The following is a 24,881-nucleotide window of genomic DNA, read 5'->3' on the forward strand; positions in this document are numbered from 1 at the left end:
TGAAGAAGAAATCAGAAATCAGAATTAATCATTAAGGTGGTTTATCCGATTACTGTTATACAAAATTGCTCCTGACTTCTGACTCCTGAGTTCTGAGTTCTGTTTTGGTGAATCGCCTTTAGTGGGTTTAATTAGGCTGATTCTGCGCTTGGAAAGATGTCCACATTTCTGCTTTCGACACTGACAGGCTGTTGCTTTAATTCAATCTCCATTTGCAAATAGGAAAGTGCAGTTTGAGCATCACCAATAGTCAGGTCGGGCTGATAATTCAGTGCTAGATAATCAGGGTGTTTTACAATTTCTCTGATGATGAATTTTGCCGCATCAATCAATTTGTGCAATTCTGGAGGAGATATTGAAGACTGATACTGTATCTGACTATTTGCCTGTGTTTGGGAAGTAGATTCAGTTGTAAAAACACTGACACCAGATGCTTTTAACTCGTGTTTCAGCAATGTAAATTGGCGCAAGTGATTACCAATTTCTGCCTCTAAAACCGCCTTTAATTCCTGTGGTGAGAGCAGTTTTATTTCATGTTCAAGACGAGTTTGTTCATCTTCAGTATTCTTGTTATGCAACAGAATATAATGCCAACCCACACCATATTCGTCAGCTAAATATGTGTCTTGGGCGTAATACTTCATACCGATAATTTGACCCCGTTGTGTTCTTTGCCCAAAAGTAAATCTGGGGTAATCCCAACCCTGGGGAATTGATATTGTTGCTTCCATTGTTCTAATTGATGAATGATTGAGAAGTAGTCAGAACTCAGAATTATTCTGACTCCTGAGTTCCGGTTTACGCCGCGACTAGCTCTAGCATTGACTCATATTCTTGTAGATATTCCCATTGCACACTCGTCAGTTGGTCAAAGGGCAGGTCTAGCAACTGCTCGTAATCCAAAGCTTCAGCAGAAGGTAGAGTGTCAGTCATTGACAGCCAGTAGACAGCATCCATTGCAGAGTCACAAGGTACTTTCTCCTGGGATTCATCGGCTCTGACAAACCACCATTGTTCATCTGTGCAACCTGCTTCACCCAGCTTCGTGTCATTGCGGTACACCCCATCGTCCAGTAGTTCCAAACCAAACTGTTCACACGCCTGGGCAATCTGGCACATGATTTCGTTACCTGTAGTGCAGGGTTCTACAAAAGGCTGTTGTACTGGCAATAACCCCGCTTGATACTGCTGCTTGACGTAGCTGTGACATCTTGCCGGAGTAGACTCTGTAAAGATTTCCTCGTTGTTGATGATGACTTGCCAGTAAGAGTTTTGCTGATCATCGTGACTGTAGCTGACGCTGGCTACCAATTCGCCACCGACCAATGCTTCTTGTTCGTAAAAGCAAATTTCTGAGATAAATGGTACTTCTGGTACATCTGCGCTAGGTTGGGGGTTGAGCGTACCATCCTTGTAGTAGCAGTCAATGAAGCACAAGCACCATGCTTGGGTGTTGTGGCGGAATTTCTCAACACCATTCACCATGACTACCCAAGGTTGTGTGGCAAATTCACTGTAATCATAAGTAATGTATGCAACTAGCCATTTCCCGGCGTAAACCTCGTAGTGGTGGGAGTTGATTTCTAGGGTGGTCAATTCTTCTGGTGCAATCTCTTGGGCTTGGTCTTCGAGATGGCTGTATAAATCTGCCTGTGCTGCGGCTTGTTCATCTATTGGGGTGCGGTTGCGGACTGAAGGTGCTTGCTGTGTATCGGTTGTGTAGGTCATAATAAGAATCTCCATTCACTTGGATAAAAGGCGATCGCTGAGTTTGCGAGACTGGTGCGGTCGTCTTTTGTTTTCTAGATATAATCTAGCAAGTAATCTAGATTTAGTCAAGATAAAAATCTAGATTGTTAAATTGCCTTACAATAAGCTTTACAGCTATTAGTCTGGATAAAGAGTATATTTTTGATAAAGACCAACAGAAAAATATGCCTGCGAACAAAAAGCCAGAGACGCAAGGGCGAACTGCCCAGCTAGGTATCAAGATAGATGCCGAGTTATACGAGAAGTACAAAACAAAATTGAAGGAAGATGGTGTATCGATTACGGAAGATATTGAAAACCACATGAGAAATTATATTGGCGAGATGATCGTCCAAAGTAATGTAGTGGATATAGTCAAGCTAGTAGAGGATGTAGAAGCCTTAAAGAAAGTCGTGGGGGAGTTACAACCGGGCTGGCAAGAGAGAATGAGCAACTTAAAAGCCAGTTAAAAGCCATGTCATCTCAAGTAGACAACTTGGTACAAATAATGAAAACTTCACCCCCTCTTGACAGGGGGTGAAGCGTTTTTAAGGTCTGTGCATATATTCTAGATAATTTTCTTGATTTTTGTCTAGCTCGGTGTTAGATTTTAAGTAGCCGCAGATTTGACGGCTACTTAATTTTTTAGGCAATCGCCCGAATGCGAATAACATTTGCTATCCGCACTTGAAGCGCAAGGTAAACAAGACAAAGACAAGTATTTGCTTGTCTTCAGTAGTCCCTAAAATGCCATGCTGACACTAGACCGCGAACAAATATCAGTACCCAGCTACAGCATTCTCAACGACAGCATCAAAGAAACCTTCGCTGCCATAGACCGTTTTGAATGGCAAGCAATAGAAGAATTGCGCTTGATGCTCGATAACTCCTATTACAAAGAGGCTGGGTATAAGAGCTTTGATAGTTACTGCGACCAAGAGTTGACCAAATACGGAGGATATCGACGGGTACGGGATCTAATCGCAGCCAAGCGGGTAGTTGATACTCTACCCGACGAACTCAAGGACAAAATTACCAAACCCTCCCAAACTCGCCCCTTACTCCGGTTGGTCAAAACGCCCGACAAGTTGCATGAAGCCGTTGCGATCGCAGCCAAAGAAAAACCCTTCCCCACTGCCGCAGACTTCGCTAAAGCAGTTCAGCAAGTTGCTCCAACAGATAAACGCGCCACAAAAAAAGATAAAAGTCACACGCAATTGTGTCATTCGGTCAAGGTTTCATCACAATCTCACCCCAGATGTGGAGAAGAGGGAGTAATTGAGGCAGACCCGCCTAACCCCACCCAGCAGATTGTTACTTTTGCTGATGGTGAGAGGCTGTTGGTTAACAATGGTGATTTGACCCCTTTGAGTAATGACGCAATTGTGTCATTTTCTAGTGAGCGCACATACCCCAAAGAATATTCTCTTGCGATCGCACAACTGAAGCAACAGCACCAGGAGGAATTGGAACGGCTGGAGCAAGAATTGAGGATCGGCTTACTCTCAGAAGCCACAGCTAAAGCCGAACAACAGGTACAAGAACAACTTTCCTCTGTGCAGAAACTGTTTCAACAGCAGAAGGAGCAGAACATCCAATTGCAGCAACGGCTAGAGGAAATGGAAGCTCTCAGACAATTGGAATACGAGAACCAACAACTCAAGCAACGTATTCAGGAGCTAGAGAATGCTGTACAACAAAGACCTGCTCAAGAGTGGGGTAATACTCTAACCAAACAGGCTACCAAGGCACTGAATAAAGAAGTCAAGCGATCGCTCGACCGAACCATTGACCTGCGATCGCTGGCACAAGAACCACCCAAAGAAAATGTCCAAGAATGCTTACGGCTCATGGGTATCGCTTTGGGTAATCTCGCTAGCGCAATGAACAATACCAAAGCGTTAGAAGCTGCGGCGTTAATTTTGGGGAGTGAACCAACACCCTCTGCGATCGCATTTCGTACCGAACAATTGCAACTCATTCCCCAAGCAGTCAACGATATTCGGCGGGTGCTGGCTAAACCTGGGTGTAGTTGGTGGGATTATCTGGAAGTTGCTACTGAGTATGAGGTTATCAAACAGGACTACTGGGCAGAATTGACACCGCAAGAAATCGAGTTAATCACTGCTTTGGAGAAATCTGCACAACCTCCCACTATAGGGTTTGGGTCTATCGTTGCCCATGCTGATATCTATTGTGCTTTGTATAACGCCAAAGGTGAAGTCATCGAAGACATGGGGGATGAGGTGTGGGTGGCTTGGGAGCATTGGAAAGACAAGCCCAAAAAGACTGACCGCTATTTCAAGGATGAGTTACGGCTGTTGTAACCCGTAGATTGTGACTTTTTAAACATCTGTTGCCGAATGCCCGAAAAACAAAACCCAGCGTAAGTGTTGGGTGATATTTTCATGCGTCAAATTTTGGAGTTAACTATGAATGCAATTACATCAACCCAAGCAAATACTGATAGCCTATTTGAGCAAATTAAGCAAATTGATACTGATGGGTCTGAGTATTGGCTAGCCCGTGAGTTAATGCCCATTTTGGGTTATCAGCAGTGGCGACAATTTGAGGATGCGATATCCAGAGCGATTGCTGCCTGCGAAAACATAGACGTTGAGAGCGAAAAACACTTTTTGCGGGCAGCCGCAAAAAGTACCGGAGGTAGACCCAGAGACGATTTCAAACTCAGTCGCTACGGTTGTTATCTCACAGCGATGAATGGGGATTCACGCAAACCAGAAATTGCCGCCGCACAGAATTACTTTGCCGTAAAAACCCGTGAAGCAGAGTTAGCCCCGCAAAACTTAGAACTACTTGCTCAATTATTGGAGAAATTAGAACAGCAGAACACAGTAATTGAAGAACAAGGTCGGGCAATCGCTCAATTACAAGAGCAAATCCAAACGCTACTGACCCCATCAGCCGACTTCATGCCCCCTGGTTGGGATGCCGAAATATGGCGATCGCTACCCCCACAAGACAAACGCCATTTCCGATTTTTGTACCGCCGCCGCAACTTCCGACCATCCACAAAAGATGAAACCCTGGCGTTACCAGCCGTGACTACTGAGCATCTGAAGCAACGACAACAGGCTGAATTACAGCAATTAGTTGGTGAATTGCCACCCGAAGAGAAACAGCAATTTCAGGCGAAGAAACTCCAAGCACTCCGCGAATTTTGGTCACAAGCTCCAGAAGAAGACCAAAAAAATATGCCGTTTTAGACCAACCAATAATATATTGAAGGTGGAATATGAGTAGCATTGCCTCTACTGGCAAATTTTCAGTTCTGGTTATCTTACGCCGGGAATATCTTGATATTACAGGTAACTTCTGCGCTGCCAAATTAATTGAGTATTTCCACCATTGGACAAAGTGGAAGCTCTTAAATCATCGTACTCCCTGGATTTACCAACCACTCAAGCGGATTCACGCTGATCTGATGGGTGAGCATAGTCTTCATGTCATCCGAAGTGCGATCGCTCGGCTGGAGGAAATGGGTATTATCGAAAAGCAGAAAAATCCTGGTAATGGTCAAGATAGAACATGGCAGTATAAATTAAACTTTGATGTACTGAATAAGTTACTTGAACTTGGGAGAGGCAAAACTGAACATTGCAGATTCAATGCAGAACAATACCACAGAAACCATCCTAAAGCTTCAAAGCCACAACAACACTCTGCTGTTGAGCTTGAAAAAAGTGAGGAAGTGAAAACCGAGATTTTGGAATGTGACCAGGAATCAGAGTTACCCCAGACCACTCACTACGTTGATGAACCAGAACTAGTTGACTCGACTAGCGAGATAGATACTCATGAGGGTCATTCTTCCGCCGCCGAGGTTGCGTCAAATTTTCAATCAGGAGACTCTGGTGATGATGATTACACCGAACTACAAGAAAAGTCAGTACAGCCGAGTCAGCAGGAGGTACAGTTAGTATTGCAGCAGTTACGAGAAATCCCCTGTACCCCGCAGTTTCGGCTAAACTCAGAGATTCAGCGTACAGTCAAGCGGTACTGGGAAAATGTGCCGGAGGCGATCGCCTATCTCAAAGAAGCGTTACGGAATTGGAAGGGGATTAAATCTCCAGAGGCAGTATTTGTTGCCGCGTGTAAGGACGGGAGAAAGCCGGAATCCGCACAGGTTCAATCTGCTGTAAAAGAATGGTTTGAGTGGGCGAGGAAGGAGAGAATTGTGATTGCTATGTCGGGTGAGGTTGTGTACACGCCGGATGGTGATGCGGTGGCGTTGGTGGAGATGATGCGTCGGTTTCCGGTGGTGGAGTAGCGTTTCCGATTACTACACACTACCAAAGAGATCGTATTGGCTCACGATTATTATCTGAGGTGCTTTGTATTTCTGTTATCTGACGATGTGCCTCCTCTAAAATCCAAGCTACTTGGTTCTCCCAATAGGGTGTTGTCACCTTGTTTGCCGCATTAATTGCATCTTGCCACCGTTTTTCTTTAATTGCAGTTGTTGCTGCATTCTTAGCATTAAGATTAATTTGGTACTCTTTATTCCACTGCTTGATTCGGGATTGAGATTCTCTACTACTGGTGCTGCTAATTGGAATAACATCAATCATCCCTATAGCTTCCTTTAGTTTGCCCTCTTTGCTATACTTTTCAGTTGCTTGCTGCAACAATTTTATTGACCATTGATCTATTAATTGATGTGACTTATTTGTTAAAAGGGTATATGAAGGAATTTTAGCAGCTTTTATCACTGCGTCCTTCCACATATTCCTCTCTGCCAATTGAGTAGCTTGAATAAGTAATGTCAGAAAAAAAGCATTTATGCCACTTAAAACTACAAGTGTGACCAATGATACTCCTGCTAAAATATCTTTAAATATTCGATAATTAGGACGTTTTATTAGATACTCAATGAAATATTTTTCATTTATTTGTAATATATGATTTCTAAATTTTTGAGCAAGATTGAGATGCTGAGATTGAATTAGTTGATTCTGCCATTCTTCTAGTTGTTTTCTATTAATTCCCTGTTGCTGCGTTATTATTGCTTGTTCTTTCTGATGATAATGAGTTAAATTCTGCTCATGTTCTGCTTGGTTATTCATGGGTGATTTATCGGTTGACCTACCTCCGCTTGCAGGAATTGAAGGTAGAGTTTTGATTATCGGATCAGGACTTTCTCTCTGACGTATGGCAATTCTTTCAATAGCCTCAACAGCATCCCAATCACCACGAGATACAGCTAAAACTCTGACCCACAATTGTTTTGATAATAATAAATCTCCCTCAGTTTCAGCCAGCAATGCTTGGTATTTCAACGGCTCTATATCTTTTACTCTGGCTCCTTGCTCTAGTAAAATATAATACATTTTGTAAGGCGGCTCCGCTTTCAAACACGGATTTTGTTGAGATTTTTTGTAATAAGTAGTAAGTTGCGGTACACGGTAACGTAAGTAGTGTTCTAACCGTTCTACTGTCGCACAATTAGCCTCACCTTTTAGCCGTAGTCCTTCTAGTAAGCTGTATGTAAACGAACCATGTTGTAATTCATCTATCTCCCAAGATTTCTGATTGGCAGTGCAAGAGTAAAAGGTAATCACTCCTTTATGTTCCTGCATCCCCATGCCTAAGCCAGAGCGATCACCCTCATCTCGACAAGCATCTATCAACAAAACTACATTATCTGCTCCACACCTGCGTAACCTTTGCGTTACATAATCAACAGATATAGCTGTTGTATAGTCTGTCGGATCGCTATCCAAAAACATGAGATAGTCTTGGTCTATGAAACGTTTACCATGACCTGCAAAGAAAAACCACAAATTATCTTCTGGCTTCAACAATGGTTCTTCAAACTGTGCATTTAAAAATCGCTTGAAACGCCCTTGAGTTGGCTGGGTTGAAATTGGCGGATTGGTTGGAATCTGTGGAGAATCTTCTGTAAACAGAAAAACTTGGTCAAACAGTGCCTCTTCTTTGAACCACGCCTGCATTGCCTCAGCATCTCGTTTGGCATACTTGAGTGGCTGGAGGTTATCGTAATTGTTTATCCCGACTACAATTGCCCAATTCTTACCCATATCAGTGCTACTTCCGTTTGAATTTAAAGGTCATTGCACCTTTCCCGCCTGCTTTACCTCCGCCAATTCCAAACAGGCTGATTTGCCCTTCGCCATTGATTTCTACGGACAGTTCAATTTCATCTAGCTGTATTTTTGAATCAGGCTGGTCAGCTTCATCCAACATTTCTCTCATCGCTTGCAGAAATCCTTGCATTTCCTGTTTCAGCTTTCCTACTTCTACAGATTTTCGTCTGGTAATTACCACTTCCGTTGTTTCTGTAATTTCTGCGCCCAACCTTCCGCCTATGTCTCGGCTACTTCTTGAGCCTCTCGTCACTGTTTCATGACTTATTGCTGCTTCTGTTTCTTCTGTAATAATCCAGATTGTTTTTGGTGTAGGAGTTTCTGCTGTCATAATTTTTTTGTATATACTTTTGATTTAACTGATTTTCACCAACGCTTCTACCGTTGCTACTCTTGTTTCCAGTTGGGCTATCTTTTGATTGAGTGACAATGCTTCAGCACATTCCAAATACTGAGCCAAAGCACCAATCACCACATCAGTTTTGGATGTACCTGATTGTTGGGCATACTTGTTTAGTTTTTCTAGCAGATCCGGTGGCAGTCGAACAACAATTTGAGGCTTGACCATTACAAGTGATTACCTCATACAAGCATGACTTTGCATTACGATTATTGCGTAATCTCACCTAAATATGCAATAAAGCGCAGAAATTCTTAATTTAGCTTGTATTGCAACAGTTACGGGAAATACCCTGCACTCCGCAATTGCAACTTAATGCAGAGATTCAGCGCACAGTCAGGTGATACTGGGAGAGTGTGCCGGGTGCGATCGCTTACCTCAAAGAAGCACTGCGGACTTGGAAAGGCATTAAGTCACCGGAGGCTGTATTCGTCGTTGCTTGTAAGGAGGGCAGAAAGCCGGAAGCACAGCAGGCTAAGTCTCGGGTGATTACTTGTTTCGAGTGGGTGAGGCGGCAAAGGATTGTGATTGCGATGTTGGGGGAGGTTGTGTATACGCCGGATGGGGAGGCTGTGGCAGTGGTGGGAGATGATGCGGCGGCATCCGATGGGGGAGTAGGGTTTTGTGTCTGCAAAAATTTTGAAATAGTCGAGTGGACCGTAAGCAAAGCTCACCGCAATTGGCAGCAACTTTTTACTATCAATTCTCAAGGGTGTGAAGGCAAAATTTATTCAGTGTTACTAATCAAAGCCTTGACACAGCGATACTTATTACAGTATAAATGCGAAATGATATGTATCATTTATAGATTGTTTTAAATAGTATCTATATTGCCAGCTAGTAAAAATCAGATAAATAACTAAATAAAGTAGTGAAATAGGCTATCAAACAATATTATTTTTTTGTTATAAAAGCTACTTTTATTAGTATCTGTATTGAAAAATGTAGCGGTTAAACTAATGCCTGCATTGACGATAAATCAACGCCTTGACGCACTGCTGCCAAAGTTACAAGACGCACGGCTACTAAGTAACCGTGGCATTGGAAACGAGATTGGGTTTTATATTTTTGATTACGATGCTGAATATGAACCACTGGTACAGCAGTATGTTGAGCGTTTGAAGTCGCAATTGATGAGTCCACCTTGCCAGCTTATTGTGCTGGAAATCAATCTTTACAAAACTATCCTTGACATTTTGGCAGAACGGCGGTTACTCGAAAAGGCTTTTGATTTGGAGGCAAATAAAGGGAATGCAGCCTTAGCCAAAACTATTGCACCACTTGTCCGACCTGACCAAGTTATTGCCCATATCCAGAACCAGTTACAGGGTAATGAACAGTTAGTGTTAATGACCGGAGTTGGTGCAAGTTGGCCGCTTTTAAGGTCGCACACTATTTTGAATAACCTACACCCTATCCTCGACAAAATTCCGTTGGTGATGTTCTTTCCCGGTTCCTACGACGGGCATGAACTACACCTATTTAACACTTTTAAAGACGATAACTACTATCGTGCCTTCCCCTTAATTCCTCACAACAGTCCTGTTTATGAATATTGCTGAACTATTTCAAAAAAATATTAACCGGAACATCAATGGTGTCATCAAAGTAGGGCAGCAGGACGATGTGAATATTCGTCAGGAGTTGGAGGAGTATGTTGTTACTCGTGAACTAGATAAACATTTTTCTACTTTTTTTGAACGCTTTACTGATGCCCTCAGTAATCCTACTGATAAAATGGGCGTGTGGATTTCTGGTTTTTTTGGATCTGGTAAGTCCCACTTCTTGAAAATTCTTTCTTATCTGTTAGAAAATCGCCATTTGGGAAGTAGCTGTGCTTTAGACTATTTTGACGCTCAACGTATTCCTGACCCGTTATTACTGGCAAAAATCACTAAAGCAGCACAAAGTTCTTGTGATGTCATTCTTTTCAATATTGATTCCAAGGCAGATGCCAATAATAAAAACGATAAAGAAAGCATTACCAAGGTCTTTCAAAAAGTCTTTGATGAGCATTTGGGATATTTTGGTACAGTCCCAGCGATCGCAGAATTTGAACGCCAGTTAGATAAACAAGGTAAATATCAAGCTTTTAAAGATGCCTTTCTAGCTGAAAGCGGGTTGGTATGGGAAGAAAACCGCGATGCTTGGGGCTTTTATCAGGATGAGATCGCCACTGCTTTACAAACTAGCACAGGAATGAGTGCAGAAGCAGCAAGCCGCCTATTAGACCTAAATGAACAAAATTACACCTTGAGTCCAGAGAAATTCGCTAAGACAGTTAAGCAATATTTAGACAGCAAAAGTCCCCAACACCGCTTAATTTTTATGGTGGATGAAGTTGGACAGTATATAGGTGAAGATAGCAAGTTAATGTTAAATCTTCAGACAGTAGTGGAAGATTTGGGTACTCACTGCCAGGGTAAAGCTTGGGTAGTGGTGACATCCCAAGAAGCAATGGATGAGATTACCAAAAACAAGATTAAAGGCGAAGACTTTTCTAAAATTATTGGGCGTTTTTACCGTCCTTTAAATTTATCTTCTGCTAATACTGACGAGGTAATTAAATTGCGGTTGTTGGGTAAAACTGATGCTTCACAAACAGGACTAGAAGTTTTATATAACCAAAAAGTTGCTATCCTGAAAAACCAAATTACCTTTACTCAAGATAGTGCTGATATGCCGGGATATAGCAGTATGCCAGATTTTACTGCGGCTTATCCCTTTGTTCCCTATCAGTTTAACTTGTTACAAAAAGTGTTTACTCAAATTCGCCTCATGGGTTCTTCGGGTAAACATTTAGCATCAGGAGAACGTTCTTTACTCGATGCTTTTCAAGTGGCTTCCCAAGCAGTCGCCGGACAGTCTTTAGGTGTGCTAGTTCCCTTCCACACCTTTTATATGGCAATTGAAGGATTTTTAGATACTGCCATCAGCCAAGTTATTAATCAGGCTACACGTAACCCACAATTACAGACTTTTGATATTGACCTGTTAAAAACACTATTTATGGTCAAGTATATCAAAGAAATCAGGTCAAACTTGGATAACTTGACGACTTTAAGTTTAAGTCACATTGACCAGGATAAACTAGCATTAAGACAGCAAGTAGAAGCAGCATTAGGACGTTTAGAAAGACAAACTTTAATTCAGCGCAACGGTGATGAATATATTTTCCTCACCCATGAAGAACAAGACATTGGTAGAGAAATTAAAAATACGCAAGTTGATGCTAGTAAAGTTCTCAAAGAACTGCAAACATTGGTTTGGAATTCAATTTTTACTGACAAAGAACTAAAATATAGTCAACGTCATAGGTATTCATTTAATCGCAAGCTAGATGAACAAACCTTTGGACAGCAAACAAACGATCTGACTCTGCATATTATTACCCCCTATGCAGAAAGTTATGCTGCAATGCAGGATGATAATTTTTGTCTGGGGACTACGGGAGCAGGTTATGAGGTATTAGTGAGATTACGTGATGACCAACGCTTGCTTGACGACCTCAACACCTTAGTTAAAACAGATGAATATTTGCGTCTAAAAAATAGTAGTAATCTTACTCCCAGTATCCAAAGAATTTTAATAGCACGGGGAGATGAGAATAACAAGCGGCGTGAAGATATAAAAACTACCTTAGAAAATTTAATTGCAGGTGCTGATGTATTTGCTTATGGTAGTAAAGTTGAAATTCGTAACCGTGATGCGAAAAACTTGTTAATAGAAGGATTAACCTATTTAGTCAATAACGTTTATCAAAAATTGGGTTATGTTGCTAGTGGGTTTGAAACAGAAGAACAAGTCACTATTGCCTTAACTCGTGATAGCGAAGAACAAACAATTACTCAACAACCACCTAATGCAGCTGCTCATAGTGAAATGCGAACTTGGTTACAGGAAGAATCTCGTGTTCATCGCCAAGTTACTATCAGAGCATTAATCAATAAATTTGCTGGTCGTCCTTACGGATGGTCAGAACTGGATACTTTAGGAGTAATGGCAGAATTAGCTAATAAAAGTGTAGTCGAATTGCGACACGCACAAAGTAATGTCAATCTCCGAGAAAAAGACTTAGTTAAAATATTACGTTCTCGTCAAGGTTTAGACACATATACCGTGCGGTTGGCTGATGTTATTGACCCAGCAAGCTTAAAAATAGCTAAAGACTTAGCTAATGAGTTACTGAATGGAAATATATCTAGTGACCCTCAACTATTATTTGATAGTTACAAAAAAACTTTATCAGAACGCAGTCAACAACTAGAAGTATGGTTAACTCAAGCTCAAAATGGATTGCCTTTTGTGCAATTATTACAGACTAATTTGGATTTGTTGGGAGAACTGGTAACTAAAGACAGTGCAGCCGAATTTTTTGGTAGTGTTCGTGCTAAACGAGATGAAATAGAAGAACATATTGAGGATGTACAAAAGCTGCAATCTTTCTTTACTGTACAGATTAAATTATTTCAACAAGCGCGACAGGACTTGAGGAATTTAGAACCAGAACTGCGCCACATTACAGACCTGGAATTACTCAAGCGGGTGGAGTCAGTTAAACAAATTTTAGCAATGCCTGACCCCACAGCCAAGATTCCTGAATTAGCAATACTGCTTAAACCTGTGCAAGACAAAGTACAGGAGGTTTTGAGTCAACAAATCTATCAGGTACAGACTAAGAGTAAGGAAGTGCGGGAAAAGGTAGCCGAATATGTTACCTCTGCTCATCCAGAAGTTGCTGAGAAGTTAGACCTCAGTAGTATTACACAGGAACTTGAGCAGGTTGTTAATTCAGGTTCTCAAGTAGCAAGTATCGATTCTGCGATCGCACATCAAGCAGAGTTAGAAAAAATGCTCACACCCTTGCTGACAAAGGTAGACCAGCAAGCAGAGCAGATTGTTCAAAGTCAGTTACAAACGCCAGGTGATAACCCGACACCAGTAGTCAAAACTAAACCCATTGTTTCGGTACAGGTAGCAAGAGTTACCGCGAAATTAGTGCTAGAAACTCCTGAAGACGTTGATGCTTATGTCGAAGCATTGCGGAAAGAGTTACTAGACAAGATTCAACAAAATAACCGCGTCCGTCTCGAATAATCATCACCTTTGCTTCTGTACCTCAGCTTTATCATTTACCTGTGAGATTATGAACCGCACTGCTATTAAAAACTTCGCAATTTGGGCGCGTCGCTACCTGAGAGAACAAGTAACAGCCCGTGCTGCTCAATTTGGTATCACTCAGAAAAAAATTACAGAACCGCAAACTGTTTCTGGGGGTTTATTAGTCGCAGGACAAACACTCAACACTACAGAAGCAAACCAATATCAACAATTGAGATTACATTTAGATGATTTATTGCAACAACAAGAAAACGCCAAAACTCCAGCAGAAAAACTGACGAAAGCGGTAGATTTGTTAATTGATGAAATTGCCTATACCTGGTTTAACCGTTTAGCCGCATTGCGATTTATGGAAGTAAACGGGTATATTGGGCGGGTTTTGAGTAGTAGCGACCCCAATTTAGTAGACCCTGATATTTTGCGGGATGCTTACTCTATTGCGGAGATGGAAGAATTACCAGGATTGAATTTAGAAACTCTCAGCCAGTGGCGTAATTTTGCCAGTCGAGAACCTAACCCCGATGAGTATCTTTATCGGCGGTTGTTGTTAGCTCAATGTGAAGGTTTAGCCGCAGGTATTCCAGTTTTGTTTGACAAACGTAAAAATTACCAAGCTTTATTCTTACCAGGAAATATACTCAATCAAGATTCAATTGTGCGACGATTGGTGAAGGAAATTGCTGAAGAAGATTGGCAAGATATTGAAGTAGTTGGTTGGTTGTATCAGTTTTATATTTCTGAACGTAAAGATGAAGTAATTGGTGCAAAATCCAAAGTAGAAGCTAAAGATATACCCGCCGCAACGCAATTATTTACCCCGCGTTGGATTGTCCAGTATATGGTAGAGAATAGCTTAGGGCGGTTGTGGTTGGAGTCTCACCCGGAATCAAAATTGCGGGAAAAAATGCCCTATTTTTTAGAAAATTCAGAACCTCTCTCTAACTCTATCTCCCCTGTAGAGGAAACAACCAAAGAACCTCTTCTTAATCTTCTCCAACAAGCAGAGAAAATAAGAGTAAATAATTCCTCCCTACATCCTCCCCTAACTCCGCAAGAATTAACGGTAATTGACCCAGCTTGTGGTAGTGGACATATTTTAGTATATGCCTTTGATTTATTGTTGGAAATTTATAAGGAACAAGGTTATTTAGAAAGAGATATTCCGGCACTGATTTTAACTCATAATTTGTATGGGTTAGATATTGATGAACGTGCAGCACAGTTGGCGAGTTTTGCAGTTTTGATGAAAGCAAGGGCAGTTAATTCTCGTATTTTGCGGAAACCTCCGGCTTTAAATATTATGGCTGTGCGTTCTACTCGTGGGCAGGTTTTACCATCGGTTGCAGAATTAAATCCTGAAGATTGGCAACCGTTAATTGAGGCTTTTCAGGATGCGGATAATTTGGGAAGTTTGATTACTCCTCCAAATTTTGATGCTGAGAAGTTGAAGAAGCAATTAGATGATTTAGAAATCAGCAGTCCTATTTTTAAAGAAAGTATTATTCCTTTATATCATTTAATTTCTCAAGCTGAACTATTGAGAAACAAGTATTGGGTTGTGGTAGCTAATCCGCCTTATATGGGAAGTGGTTCTTTTAATGATGTAGTTAAAAATTTCGTTAATAAAAATTATCAAAATGGTAAGGGAGATTTATACGCTTGTTATATTATTAGAAATATTGAATTTTGCATTGATCATGGATCAATTGCAATGCTAACAATACCTAATTGGATGTTTTTATCAGGTTTTGAAGAACTACGTAAATCAATTTTAGAAACAACATTTTTAGAAAGTTTAGTTCATAATGGCCGGGGTGTTTTTGGTTCAGATTTTGGTAGTTGTTCATTTATTATTCGTAACAAGGTTGATTATAATGGATTAGGTGTATTTAAAAGATTATTCGATAAACAAGGAAGTGTAGCTAGTAATGAAGAATTAGAGCAAAGATTTTTCAATAACAGCGATTATTATACTAAACCTGCTGATTTTGTAAAGATTCCAGGGAGTCCGATCGCATACTGGGTTAGCGGTAAGGTTAGAGAAGGTTTCCAAAAAGGTATTTTTTTAGAAATAATTGCTACTCCGCGTCAAGGTTTGGGAACCACTAACAATGATAGATTTGTCAGATTTTGGCACGAAGTTCAAGTTATAAATATTAATTTTTATGCAGAAAATAGAGCCATAGCTTTAGAATCTTGTCAAAAGTGGTTTCCTTATAATAAAGGGGGCGAATTTAGGCGTTGGTACGGAAATAATGAATTTGTAGTTAATTGGTTTGCTGATGGACAAGAGATTAAAGAATACATAAAAAACAAAAATCCTAATGTTGCAAGAAGTGAAAGCCTTTATTTTAAAAAAGGTATAACTTGGGGACTAATAACTTCAGGTATATTTAGTTGTAGATTTATGCCAACTGGATTTATTTTTGATGTGGGTGGTTCTAGTGCTTTTCCAGAAGTTAAAAATCTACCAATATGCCTAACTTTTCTCAATTCAAAAATTAGTTATATTTACCTAAGTTGTTTAAATCCTACATTAAATACTCAAGTTGGGGATTTAAAAAAACTACCACTACTTTACAGTGACTTAACAAAAGGAAAAATTTTAGAAACAATTTTAAATAATCTAATTCAAATCTCCCGCCAAGACTGGGATAACTTTGAAACCTCCTGGGACTTCCAAACCCACCCATTATTACGCCACAACACCAAACACCTCAGCGAAGCTTTCGACATTTGGAAAAACCAAGCAGAAACGGCCTTCCGCGCACTCCAAACCCTAGAAGAAGAAAATAACCGCTACTGGATAGAAACCTACGGTTTACAAGACGAACTCAACCCAGAAGTACCCGACGACCAAATTACCATCCGCCGCGCCGACTTAAACAGAGATATTCGTTCCCTCATCTCCTACGCTGTCGGCTGTATCATGGGACGCTATAGCCTAGACAAACCCGGACTCATCCACGCCGGACAACCCTTTGACCCTGGGCTACACCAATCATTCCCCGCCAGCAGTGATGCCATAATTCCCATTACAGACCAAGCATACTTTGATCACGACATCGTTACCCGGTTCGTGGAATTTCTGCGAGTCGCTTACAGTCCCGACACCCTCACCGAAAACCTCAACTTTATCGCCAACGCCCTCATCCTCAAAAACGGCGAAAGCCCCCTAGAACGCATCCGCCGCTACTTCCTGCAAGAGTTCATATCTGACCACATCCAAACCTACAAAAAACGCCCCATTTACTGGTTATTCACCAGTGGTAAAAAACGAGCCTTTGGCGCATTAGTCTACCTGCACCGCTACAATGAAGACACCCTTGCTCGTCTCCGTACAGATTATGTATTAGAGTTACAAGTAAAACTTGATGGAGAAATAGCCAGAGCGCAACAACAACTAGACACCGCCACCTCCACCACCGCCAAAAAAGCTGCCAATAAACGCCTCAAAGAACTGCAAGACCAACAATTAGAACTGCGTGACTACCAAGCCAAACTGCAACATCTAGCGGATGCGCGTATTAAACTTGACCTTGATGATGGAGTAGCATACAACTACACCCGCTTTAAGGGGTTGGTTTATGAAGGTGCAGATTTAAAAATGGCAGATTTAGAGAAAGCTTCGCAGTGGAAACAGGACTTATTGAAACTAGCTAACCAATAGTGCATTACTTTGTTCTAAACCTTTGATGCCTAAAGCATAAATCAAAGACATTCAATAAAAAATTAGACAATTAGGCAATTTTAATCAAGTTATCAATTTAGTTCACTTAATAAAAACATCTAAAAATGCTAGACAGAATTAATATTCAAAAATTCAAAAAATTTGAGGACTTAGAAGTTTATCTTCGTCCATTTACGGTATTAATGGGTGAAAACAGTTCAGGTAAAACAACAGTTTTACAAGCTGTGAATTTAGCATTAAGTAGTTTTTTTATTCATCAATTTATATATGTAGACAATAGTAATTTCTTAAGAATCAAGGATAAAGGAGTAGGTTTAGCATCTTTACCTGGATTAAATTTTTCAGATTATCGAGAAATTTTTTACGCAAAAAAATCTGGCTCTAAAATTTCTGCCAATATAGAACTTGTTGATACAAAAAATAACATTTATAAATTACAAATTAGGTCTTTATATGGAGCATTTAATATTAAGTGTACCTCTGGAGAATTAGACCTCAATAATAATCCAGAGTTACATTTAAAACCACCATTATTTATTTCTGGATTTGTTGGGCTGTTATCATTGGAAGAACGTGTCTTCCCTGTAGCAATACAAGATAGACTTCGCTCTGGTCAAGTCAGTGCAATTATTAGAAATTTGTTACTTGATACTAAAGTACAATCACCTGAAAAATTTAACAGTCTTAAAGAGAGATTAAAAAGAGACTTTAATTTTTATTTAGATGATATTTCTTTTGATCCAAATCGAGACCTGAATATATCTGCATACTATAGCGATTTGTGTGCATCACAAAGAATAGCACTAGATTTTAACTCGTCGGGTAGCGGTTTTATGCAAGTTCTACAAATACTTGCACCCATTTATCGTTTTTGTCCTGAGCAAGCTTCAGTCGTATTACTTGATGAACCTGATGCACATCTACACCCTAACTTACAAGCCTCTTTAGCCAATACATTACGTGACATACAAAAGGAACTTGGAATTCAAATAATAATTTCAACACATTCTACTTCAATTATTAGAGCTGCTGATCCATCAGAGGTAATTCCTATTTCAGCAAAAGAAAGACAAAACAAACCTTTGGCTAACTCAAATGATGTAGAAGAACAAATCTTAGCTCGTATTGATAACTATGATTTAACGACCTATGATTTAGGTAAATCAGTAATTAGCGGTAAAATAGTATTTATTGAAGACTACAAAACAGATATTATTGAAGCATTTGATAAAATCATAAATACAGGATGTTTTTCAGGAGCAAACACCGTGCCCGTCTCCAAAGGTAGAGGGAAAGATGATAAAACTCCTTTTCAAATGAATAAAATTTTAAGTGAGTTTGTTGGGCGGGAAATTGAGATACATTTTATCTTAGATGGAGATGGAATTAACCCAGAGTGGCGTAATTATCTCGCAGAATATGCTTGCAAGAAAAATGTTATTCTTCATCAGTTACAAAGGCATGAAATTGAAAACTATCTCCTTAATTCCACATTAATAAATAAAGCATTAAAAATAAAAAATCAAGATAAAGAAATTCCAGATATATCATTTATACAAGGAAAAATTAGAGAACTGCTAAGAGATACTATTAGGCTGAGAGGTTACAATTATAATAAAACAATGGAAAATAGTATTTCCAAAATATCTAAACTATTAGAAATAGAACCATATTGCCGTAGTTTTAACGAAGTAGAAAGTGCATCAAAAAAAATATTAGATAGTTATGAAACGTTGACTGATATAGATAATCTATTAATTGTTGGTATGGGCAAAGAAGCCTTAAAAGCTCTTTTAAATTGGATAAATAGTGACTTGAAACTTAAGTTATCACGAAGTGCTATTCTTGAATGTCTTGAGCCTAACGATATTCCTGAAGAAATAAAAAATATCTTAGAACAGTTACGTTCTAAAGAATCTAAACCTGCTCCTACAAATTTACCAGTAATGGTAGAAACAGAGGAGAATGATGGCGAAATTAATGAAGAAGATAATGAGTAATTGTAATTTTTGAGGCAGTTTATTTACCCTTAGATTTTTTGACTACTGATTTAATTACTTGAATGAACACCAACCGTATCCAAAACACACTCCAAAACCTCTTCCAAGATTCCGCCCGTTGGCTACACTCACAAAGGCGGATAGTGTTTTGGTACGACCCCGACCAGCAATTTGCCAGCATCTTCAGCGAAATACAAATAGAAGAAGTCGAAAAGCTCGAACTTGCTGATACTCCCTTCACAGTCAAATATCGCTTACTGATCGAGTACCCCAATCAAAATTTTCTGCTTTATGCTCCCTTTCCTGAACCAGAACCCCAAGAAAATTGGCTTCTAGATATCCAAAAAAGCGGGTTAACCTTCTCTGCTGACCCAGCCGCTTTGATTTATGCCGATTTAGGATTACATAAGCGGCATTTAGAAAAAGTCATTCGTCAACACTTAAAATTCTTTAACAGTAAAAAGCGGGTTGAAGACCTGCAAGCAATGGCTATTTCTCCCGACAGTGACGAACGGGGATTACTTTTAGCCATGCTTTCTGTTCTCGCCAGTTTAAAAGTCCCCGATGCTAGTGCCTTGATCCGCCGGGTACTATTAAAAGGATTATTAGAATCTGATAATCCTCTATGGTCTGACATTGTACGGTTTATTTCCCCGGAAGCTTTCTGGGATGTGGTTCAAGAACACACAGGTTTTGCTTCCCCAAACCCCAGTTTAAATAAATTATTTGTCCATTTGCTCGTTACCCATTTTGCTAAGTCCTTGCATGGTGAGCTTCCAGCACAGTTAGCAGACAAAGTTATCACTCCAGGGCAACGGGCTTATGCTTTTATTGACCAGTGGATGCGTGACCAACAAGATTCCCCTGATTGGCAAAAATTAAGCGGTGAAATAGCAGATCAATTACATATATTTGATGTAATTGAAAATGAATCACCAGCAGTTTTATATGAAGCATCCAGTTTTGAAGTTGTTGATCAGGTATTAATTCGCGCTTGTGTGAAAACGCTGCGAACTGGTTTTTCTCAAATTTCCATTCCCGGAACAGGAACACCAACAGTAGAAATAACACAGTGGAAAGACTGGCTAAAAGCTCGTTATACTTTGATTTGGTTTCCTAATTATGAGAAAATTTACCAAGCATTAGAAGCTGCGATCGCAATTTGGGAGTTACAACAGCAGTATTTAGCAGGATTTCGCCAACCTGCCCCAGTTTTATTTAAAGCTTACGCCAGCGATTTATACCAATTTGACCAAGCATATCGCCATTTTATCCTTGCCAGTGATCAAGCTCAAGGCGATATCCTCAAAGCATTAATCGAAGATATAGAAAATTTCTACACCCAATGGTTTTTAGATGAATTAGGTTCAGCTTGGTCAGATGTTCTAGGGAACACTTGGGAAGTGGCAGACATTCCACCACAACATAGATTCTTTGGTAGATATGTATTACCAATTTTAGACCGGAGCGACAAAGAAAAAGCCTTTGTGATTATTTCTGATGCTTTGCGCTATGAAGTGGCCAGCGAACTAGCAGCAGTAATTAAAAAAGAAGTACGGGGTGACACTAACTTAGAACCCGTTTTGGGTGTTTTACCGAGTGTTACCCGCTTGGGAATGGCAGCACTTTTACCAGGGTCAAAGTTAGAATTAACACCAGCTAATGATGATGTACTGCTGGATGGTATGAGTACCAAAGGCACAGGAGCGAGACAAAAGGTACTCAGCCAAAATAGTCGTGCTGAGGCAACGGTACTCAGTGCTAAGGACTTGCTCGATATGAATACAGACGCAGGAAGAGCAGCAGTACAACCTTATCGTCTAATCTACATTTATCACAACGTCATTGATGCCATTGGAGATCAAGCATCCAGTGAACGCCAAGTATTTTCTGCTTGCGACACTGCAATTAAAGAATTGCTGAAATTAGTCAAAAGAATCTGCAATTCCCTCAATGGTACAAACGTGATCATTACCGCAGATCATGGTTTTTTATATCAACGTCATCCCATTCAAGAAGCAGATAAACGACCCATACCCAGCGATGAAGCTGTATTGGAAAGTAAACGCCGCTACTTATTAGCAACAAACCAAGTAAGTGATTCCACACTACTGCATTTCAGCTTACCTTACGTCACAGAAAATCTGTTGGCCATAGTCCCCCGTGGGACATTACGTTTTGCTGTGCAGGGTGCAGGGTCACAATTTGTACATGGTGGTGCATCCCTGCAAGAAATTTGTGTACCTGTAATTAGTTACCATCACCAACGGGCAGTCAAAGGAGATGAAGGACTAGCCCGAAAAGTGGGGGTACAGGTGAGTGCTACCGTGCGAAGAGTGACAAACAATCGCTTTAAATTAACATTAGTACAAACTGAAGCTGTAGAGGGCAGATGGCGATCGCGTCAAATTACAGTTGCCCTGTATGACCCTCAAACCAACACCCCGATTACAGATGTACCTAGAGCGAATTTAACCAGTACAAGCCCTCATCCGAGCGATCGAGAAGTTAGCTTAAGATTAACTGTAACCACTGCTAGTCCCCCCAGTAACGCCTATTTAATTGTCAAAGATGCAGATGACGAAAGCGAATTGCTGCGAGAAACATGGACAATTAGCTTAGGGATTGCCAATGACTTTGGCGATTTTTGATAATTCAATACCAAAATATTTACTTAATCCCCCTTTAATCCTTCTTCCTCTCCCCTCTTACCCCCAATGGATGACCTCAACAAAAAGCTAAACAGTATTTACCCTGGAAAGGTAGTACGGAAAGACCTGACAAAACGCATTAAAGAAGGTGCAAATGTACCCGTTTATGTGCTGGAGTATCTATTGGGTATGTACTGTGCCACGGATGACGAAACCACTATTGAGGAAGGTGTTACTCGTGTCAAAAATATCCTCGCTCAAAATTATGTTCGTCCCGATGAAGCAGAGCTAGTCAAATCTAAAATTAGGGAATTAGGACGTTTCACAATCATTGACCAAGTAACAGTAACACTCAACGAAAAAAATGATATTTACCAAGGTGAGCTAACAAATCTGGGTATTAAGGGTATACTAATTGACCCAGAAATCGTCAAGCTAAATTCCAAACTCCTGGGTAGTGGGATTTGGTGTATTTTGCAGATGGAGTACGAAGCAGGCACAAAACCTAGCCCCTTTATTGTGGCCAGTCTCAAACCCATTCAAATGCCGAATGTGGACATGGATGAAATATTTACAAGTCGTCCAGCTTTTACCCGTAATGAATGGATTGACCTTTTGATTCGGTCAACAGGGCTAGAACCAACAATAGTTAGCGAAGAAGTAAAATGGCATCTACTAGCTCGCTTAATACCTCTTTGCGAGAATAATTATAACTGCTGTGAACTTGGGCCACGTTCCACAGGTAAATCCCACGTTTATAAAGAAGTTTCTCCCAACACTATCCTCGTTTCTGGTGGTAAAACCACAGTAGCCAATCTTTTCTACAATATGTCTACCCGTCGCGTTGGATTGGTGGGTTTATTTGATGTAGTTGCCTTTGATGAAGTAGCAGGTATCAGCTTTCATGACAATGATGGTGTGCAAATCATGAAAGACTACATGGCTTCAGGTTCTTTTGCACGGGGTAAAGCAGAAATTACCGCTAATGCCTCTATGGTTTTTGTGGGTAATATTGATCAAAGCGTGGAATCTTTAGTCAAAACTTCTCACTTATTAGCTCCCTTTCCTGAAGCCATGATTGATACTGCCTTTTTTGACCGCTTTCACGCCTACATCCCTGGTTGGGAAATTCCCAAATTCAGCCCAGGAAATTTTACCAATCAATATGGTTTTATTGTTGATTATTTAGCAGAATGGCTGCGGGAAATGCGGAAACGCAGTTTTGCTGATGCTATTGACCGCTACTTTCGCTTGGGTAATAACCTTAAACAACGGGATGTACAAGCAGTACGTAAAACTGTCTCAGGATTACTCAAATTACTTTTCCCTGATGGTTCGTTTAGTAAAGAAGATGTACGTGATGCTCTGGTATATGCGCTGCGAGTGCGCCGACGGGTGAAGGAACAGCTCAAGAAAATTGGTGGGATGGAATTTTACGATGTTCACTTCAGCTACATTGACTTGGAAACAATGGATGAGCATTTTGTTTCCGTGCCAGAACAGGGGGGGTCAACTCTAATTAGCCAAGATATTCTCACTCCGGGTCACTTGCACTTTATCAGTAGTGGGGATAGCGGTATCATTGGTGCTTTCAAATTGGAACTGCAAGCAGTTCCAGGTAGTGGCAAGCTGACACGTACAGGCGTGGCCAGTGCTACAAAAATCAAAGACAGTTTAAACATTGCCATGAATTACTTTAAGGCTAACGCTCAACGGGTTAGCAGTAGCATCCACCCAAGCAATTGGGATTTTTTACTACAATTATTAGACTTACAAGGCACTGGTGTACCCCAAGAAAGTGGATTAGCATTGTTCATATCTTTGTGTTCTGCTGCTCTCAAACGCAGTGTACAAATACAATTAGCTATCTTTGGTGAAATGACCTTGGGTGGCACAGTTACCCCAGTGAGTAACTTAGCAGGTAGCCTACAGGTAGCTTTTGATGCAGGAGCAAAACGTATCCTTCTACCAATGGCAAGTGCGGTTGATTTAGCCAGTGTTCCACCAGAGTTGTTTGCTAAATTTCAAACATCGTTTTACGTTGACCCAGTAGATGCAGTATTTAAAGCGTTAGCAGTTGATTAAATGTCTAGCATCAGAGTCAGGTAATGACCTAGCCCATCAGCGAGAAGTTGTTGACGTAGGGGAGATGGCACAGGAACAGCGCGAATCTCATAATTACCTCGTGGTGATGTGGGTTGTAGTAAACCCGCCTTTACCATCACAAGTACCGTGTTGCTGGCAACTTTTTTATAAGTAGAGCTAGACCAAGCTGCCAAAATTGAGCTTTGATCTCGCTTCCCTGCAAAAAAGGTTCGCAAGTCGGCCGAAGTCACAACATAATTAAAACGTTTAATTTTGTCGAGCAAGACTTCAGAGATGAGTTCCCGTAGTAGACGATGTTCTCGCAGAACTAGGAACAAGATTGTCAGTCGGCGAGTGTCATAGTTGCCAGTCGCAATTAATTGAATGTACTCCTCTGGTACTTGCTGAAGACGCTTAAGTATAGCTTGCAAGGCCCGTTCACGAGAAACTTGGGAACGCAGTTGAAATAAGTCCTCTATCAAAACCTGCTGCCGAATATCTTCCTGAGTCGCACCTTTGTACATTAATTCTGCAACCGTTACAGTCTCGGTTAGAACAAAAGGGTAGCTAGTACAAGCAGCATAGACGGTTTCGGTCATAGTGGAAGCTAAAAAATTTTCTGCAACTGAAATCCTAACGCTTATTGGACAAGTAGTGTTAGGTTGCTGGTTGCAATCGCCTGGAGAAAATTCACCATCAATCTTCTTGGGAAGCTGAAGCTCGTTCCTTGGAGACGGACTTCAGCAATCATCTGCCGTAGCTGTTCAGAAGGATTTTTCTTGACCTTCGGATATTGCTCCAAATCCTCTGGCAGTATAACGGAAACGGAGATAGGGTTTGGATCGGACGCTGTTGGTGAAGTACGAGAATACCCAAACTCAGAGATTGGTAGCTGTGAGCGATCGCGCTCTAGGTCAATGTTTAGGACAAGGTGGACAATGTGCGAAAATTTAAACTGGGAACAATAACATACATTTGCCAGTTTTTCTAGCTACTTACGTACCAGTTTTTTCAGTACCAGAGTAGCTAGCATTTTCAAAAAAGGGCATCTAAACT

Annotated in this window: 17 protein-coding genes; 11 read left to right on the top strand and 6 right to left on the bottom strand. The window is 40.6% G+C overall.

All coding sequences use genetic code 11. The features are described from left to right. Positions 1 to 131 precede the first annotated feature (131 nt). Both VB693_RS14545 and VB693_RS14550 read right to left on the bottom strand, forming a co-directional pair. Positions 132 to 731 (bottom strand): hypothetical protein, encoded by a 600-nt coding sequence (locus VB693_RS14545; protein ID WP_323266878.1) that lies wholly within the window; start codon positions 729 to 731, stop codon positions 132 to 134. Between the two features lie 67 nt (positions 732 to 798). Beyond that, positions 799 to 1,728, bottom strand: a complete 930-nt coding sequence (locus VB693_RS14550) for a hypothetical protein (protein WP_323266879.1) — start codon at positions 1,726 to 1,728, stop codon at positions 799 to 801. 206 nt (positions 1,729 to 1,934) lie between these two features. On the opposite strand from VB693_RS14550, the gene VB693_RS14555 reads away from it, so the two are divergent. From VB693_RS14555 to VB693_RS14570, 4 genes are all read left to right on the top strand, one after another. After that, on the top strand, positions 1,935 to 2,219 hold the full coding sequence (locus tag VB693_RS14555) for a hypothetical protein (protein WP_214431860.1): 285 nt from the start codon (positions 1,935 to 1,937) through the stop codon (positions 2,217 to 2,219). A gap of 282 nt (positions 2,220 to 2,501) precedes the next feature. Beyond that, entirely contained in the window at positions 2,502 to 4,076 is a 1,575-nt protein-coding gene (locus tag VB693_RS14560) for a hypothetical protein (protein WP_323266880.1), read from the top strand. A gap of 105 nt (positions 4,077 to 4,181) precedes the next feature. Beyond that, entirely contained in the window at positions 4,182 to 4,976 is a 795-nt protein-coding gene (locus tag VB693_RS14565; protein ID WP_323266881.1) for a BRO family protein, read from the top strand. Positions 4,977 to 5,005: 29 nt separating this feature from the next. Then, positions 5,006 to 6,040 carry a hypothetical protein gene (locus VB693_RS14570; RefSeq protein WP_323266882.1) on the top strand — a complete coding sequence of 345 codons (1,035 nt, stop codon included), beginning with the start codon at positions 5,006 to 5,008 and terminating at the stop codon, positions 6,038 to 6,040. Positions 6,041 to 6,059: 19 nt separating this feature from the next. Here VB693_RS14570 and VB693_RS14575 read toward each other — a convergent pair whose 3' ends face one another. The 3 genes from VB693_RS14575 to VB693_RS14585 are packed head-to-tail and all read right to left on the bottom strand — an operon-like array spanning position 6,060 to position 8,445. After that, positions 6,060 to 7,811, bottom strand: a complete 1,752-nt coding sequence (locus VB693_RS14575; RefSeq protein WP_323266883.1) for a caspase family protein — start codon at positions 7,809 to 7,811, stop codon at positions 6,060 to 6,062. Between the two features lie 7 nt (positions 7,812 to 7,818). Then, positions 7,819 to 8,208, bottom strand: a complete 390-nt coding sequence (locus tag VB693_RS14580) for a hypothetical protein (protein ID WP_323266884.1) — start codon at positions 8,206 to 8,208, stop codon at positions 7,819 to 7,821. A 24-nt stretch (positions 8,209 to 8,232) separates the two neighbouring features. Then, entirely contained in the window at positions 8,233 to 8,445 is a 213-nt protein-coding gene (locus tag VB693_RS14585; protein WP_323266885.1) for a DNA-binding domain-containing protein, read from the bottom strand. Between the two features lie 188 nt (positions 8,446 to 8,633). Between VB693_RS14585 and VB693_RS14590 the strand changes: the two genes are divergently transcribed. The 7 genes from VB693_RS14590 (at position 8,634) to brxL (ending at position 23,825) form a co-directional block, all read left to right on the top strand. After that, positions 8,634 to 9,095 (top strand): hypothetical protein, encoded by a 462-nt coding sequence (locus VB693_RS14590; RefSeq protein WP_323266886.1) that lies wholly within the window; start codon positions 8,634 to 8,636, stop codon positions 9,093 to 9,095. Between the two features lie 141 nt (positions 9,096 to 9,236). Continuing rightward, positions 9,237 to 9,839, top strand: a complete 603-nt coding sequence (locus tag VB693_RS14595; protein ID WP_323266887.1) for a DUF1788 domain-containing protein — start codon at positions 9,237 to 9,239, stop codon at positions 9,837 to 9,839. Further along, positions 9,826 to 13,374, top strand: coding sequence for a BREX system P-loop protein BrxC (gene brxC / locus VB693_RS14600; RefSeq protein WP_323266888.1), 3,549 nt, complete (start codon positions 9,826 to 9,828; stop codon positions 13,372 to 13,374). Before VB693_RS14595 ends, brxC begins: the two co-directional genes overlap by 14 nt. Positions 13,375 to 13,423: 49 nt before the next feature. Then, complete coding sequence (gene pglX / locus VB693_RS14605; protein WP_323266889.1) at positions 13,424 to 17,068, top strand: BREX-1 system adenine-specific DNA-methyltransferase PglX; 3,645 nt, start codon at positions 13,424 to 13,426, stop codon at positions 17,066 to 17,068. Between the two features lie 125 nt (positions 17,069 to 17,193). Continuing rightward, positions 17,194 to 19,089, top strand: coding sequence for an ATP-binding protein (locus VB693_RS14610; protein WP_323266890.1), 1,896 nt, complete (start codon positions 17,194 to 17,196; stop codon positions 19,087 to 19,089). A gap of 62 nt (positions 19,090 to 19,151) precedes the next feature. Continuing rightward, complete coding sequence (gene pglZ / locus VB693_RS14615) at positions 19,152 to 21,740, top strand: BREX-1 system phosphatase PglZ type A (RefSeq protein ID WP_323266891.1); 2,589 nt, start codon at positions 19,152 to 19,154, stop codon at positions 21,738 to 21,740. 66 nt (positions 21,741 to 21,806) lie between these two features. Continuing rightward, positions 21,807 to 23,825: a protease Lon-related BREX system protein BrxL gene (gene brxL, locus VB693_RS14620; protein WP_323266892.1), complete on the top strand. Its 2,019-nt coding sequence runs from the start codon at positions 21,807 to 21,809 to the stop codon at positions 23,823 to 23,825. On the opposite strand, the gene VB693_RS14625 is transcribed toward brxL, so the two are convergent. After that, positions 23,822 to 24,424: a DUF1819 family protein gene (locus tag VB693_RS14625; RefSeq protein ID WP_323266893.1), complete on the bottom strand. Its 603-nt coding sequence runs from the start codon at positions 24,422 to 24,424 to the stop codon at positions 23,822 to 23,824. The two genes, brxL and VB693_RS14625, sit on opposite strands and share 4 nt — an antisense overlap. Positions 24,425 to 24,881 lie beyond the last annotated feature (457 nt).

The organism is Anabaena sp. UHCC 0399 (assembly GCF_034931465.1).
Lineage (GTDB): Bacteria > Cyanobacteriota > Cyanobacteriia > Cyanobacteriales > Nostocaceae > Trichormus > Trichormus minutissimus.